This window comes from Synechococcus sp. R6-10 (assembly GCF_047461815.1).
Classification (GTDB): domain Bacteria; phylum Cyanobacteriota; class Cyanobacteriia; order Thermostichales; family Thermostichaceae; genus Thermostichus.
This window is the reverse complement of the sequence record NZ_JANSHW010000132.1, coordinates 1-2301: the sequence shown is the minus strand read 5'-3', so window position 1 is coordinate 2301 and position 2301 is coordinate 1. Positions and strand designations below refer to the sequence as shown.

General features: G+C 58.8%; 3 protein-coding genes. 2 read left to right on the top strand and 1 reads right to left on the bottom strand.

The window, feature by feature from the left end; all coding sequences use genetic code 11:
- Positions 1-307: 307 nt before the first annotated feature.
- Both NW837_RS04305 and NW837_RS04300 read left to right on the top strand, forming a co-directional pair.
- On the top strand, positions 308-748 hold the full coding sequence (locus NW837_RS04305) for a hypothetical protein (RefSeq protein ID WP_238376922.1): 441 nt from the start codon (positions 308-310) through the stop codon (positions 746-748).
- Positions 736-1632: a sulfatase-like hydrolase/transferase gene (locus tag NW837_RS04300; RefSeq protein ID WP_011432786.1), complete on the top strand. Its 897-nt coding sequence runs from the start codon at positions 736-738 to the stop codon at positions 1630-1632. Before NW837_RS04305 ends, NW837_RS04300 begins: the two co-directional genes overlap by 13 nt.
- 153 nt (positions 1633-1785) lie before the next feature.
- On the opposite strand, the gene NW837_RS04295 is transcribed toward NW837_RS04300, so the two are convergent.
- The coding region (locus NW837_RS04295; RefSeq protein WP_414329413.1) for an AI-2E family transporter at positions 1786-2301 on the bottom strand (516 nt) is incomplete at its 5' end.

The following is a 2301-nucleotide window of genomic DNA, read 5'->3' as shown; positions in this document are numbered from 1 at the left end:
AGCTTGCAGGAGATGGTCAGGATTTGGCTCATAAGTTCATTGTACTTCATCAAAGCGCATTCCTCCCGACACTGACCCTACGGGTACAGTGCGGGGCTCCTGCGCTAGTAAGCTGAAGCGCGCCTTAGGGAGAGGGCTAATGGCTGTTGAGAACAACTCCGCTTGAGCTTCCAGCGTCTTTGCTGCCAGGCCAGTGGAGAAAGGGAAGAATGGTAGCCTAATAAAGGGTAGGGTTGAGGCCATGCAAGAATTTCGTCCCGCTAACGCGATCAGAAACCTTCGCTTCATACTCCTGGGCTTGTGGATCTTGAGCCTGCTCGTTCTCCTCATCCAAAACTGGGGATCCCCGGCAAGGGTTGTGGTGGGTGGGCAATCGGGATCCCCGCTTCCTCTATCGTTGGTGCTATTGGCCTCTTATGGGGCAGGGATGGGGCTGGGATTTTTGTATGTAGGCTCCTGGCGATTGCACGACCGGGTGTTCCAGCGACAGGCAATCCGTAAGTTAACTCAGTTGAGCGACCGAGTTCGCTTTTTGGAAGCCCAGCTGATTCCCCCCGACCACTATTTGCCCCAAGATCTGCCGGAGTACGAGCCGGATCCCCAAGCAGGCCGCTATTCCTATTCCAATATCCCGCCGGAACGCATTCGCGATCCCGCTCCTGAGGACGACGATGCGGCAGCAGCTCCCAACTGGCGGATTGTCCAGCGGCCCTACGCCGACGAGGAGGAGGAAGGATGGGATTCCTAAACTGGTGGAAATCGTCTGCCGCTCCTGCGTCTGAGCCCGACCCCCGCCCTGAACCGCGGGGACAGAACAACTATCTGCTCATCGTCCTAGACAGTTGCCGCTTCGACAGCCTGCTGGCGGCCAACCCCAAGCACTTGCTGAAGTTGGGCCCTCTGGAAAAGCGCTGGAGCTACGCTTCCTGGACGGCCCCTGCCCATTACAACTTGCTCATGGGCCTGCTGCCCCACACCAGCCCCATCCACGTTTTTGCGTCCGAGCACTACAAGCAAGATTATCTGCGCTACAACGAGCGGCTCGGCACCCGGCAACCCATTGAGTTCAAGCATCTGCTGCCTCATCTCTATTTGCCGACGCTGCTGAAGCATCAACTGGGCTACACCACCCACGCCATGGTCTCCATGCCGGTGCTCAACCCCAGCACGCTGCTGAATCGGGATTTCGATTCCTACCGCCTCATGCCCCAGCACAACGATATGGCGGCCATGGTGGAACAGTTGCGCTTCGAGCCGGATCGCCCCAGCTTTTACCTGTTAAACGTGGGCGAAACTCACTATCCCTACGCGCTGCCCGATGAGGATCCCAGCTTGTGGCCCCGCATCTCGGGGGTGAATGGGGTGTTGAAGCGGCTGGATGAAGGAGAAGAGGACGGGATCCCCTTTTTCGATTCGGCCCAGTTGGAAGAGCTACGGCAGCGACAGATCCAAGCCGTGCGCTACTTGGACGGGATCTTCGAGCAATTGTTTGACCTGGTTCCCAAAAACACCTACATCACGGTTACAGCCGATCACGGCGAACTGTTTGGGGAGGGAGGCTACTTCGGCCACGGCCCTATCCACCACGAAAAAGTGCTGGAGGTGCCTTTTATCGAGGGCAAGATTCGCTAGGATGAGGCCCTCACCCCCAGCCCCTCTCCCTGAGGACAAGGGTGGCCATCGATAGCCCAGCAACTGGGCTTACCAGGATTGAGCCTCTGTTTGCCTGCCGGTTAACGCGATCGCCTGAATCGCATGGGCAGAGCCTCTTCCCTTTTGGAGCAGCTAGATCTGCTGGGTCTCCGGCTTGGGCAGGGTGGGATCCCGGCGGGGTTCGCCGTTGGCGCTACTCGGACGGAGCCCTTGCGGGGATCCTTTTACACCGGAACCCAACCCATCTTCGGCGGCCAGGTCGGCAGAGCGGGCGATCTCGTAAAGGCTTTTCACCACACTGCTGAGGGGAATGGCGACGATCACGCCCAGGATGCCCCCCAGTTGCGCCCCCACCAACAGGGCAATCAAGATCCACACTGGATTTAGCCCGATCAGCTCTCCCATCAGGCGGGGGGCGATGACCCGATCCTTCACCTGCTGCACGATCAGGGAAACCAGCACCACTTTAAGGCTGAGCCAAATGTCCTGAAAGGCCAGCAACACCGCCGCCGCCCCAATGCCAATCACCCCCCCCACCAGGGGGATGACCTCCAGCAGGCCGATCAGCAGGCCAAACAGGAGCCCGAAAGGTACCCGCAAAAACCCAAAAACCGGCACCAGCATCAGGGCCATGATGAACCCCAACAC

Excerpts from the sequence above, each read along its gene's own strand:
- NW837_RS04300 (WP_011432786.1), top strand. The coding sequence starts at position 736 with ATGGGATTCCTAAACTGGTGGAAATCGTCTGCCGCTCCTGCGTCTGAG.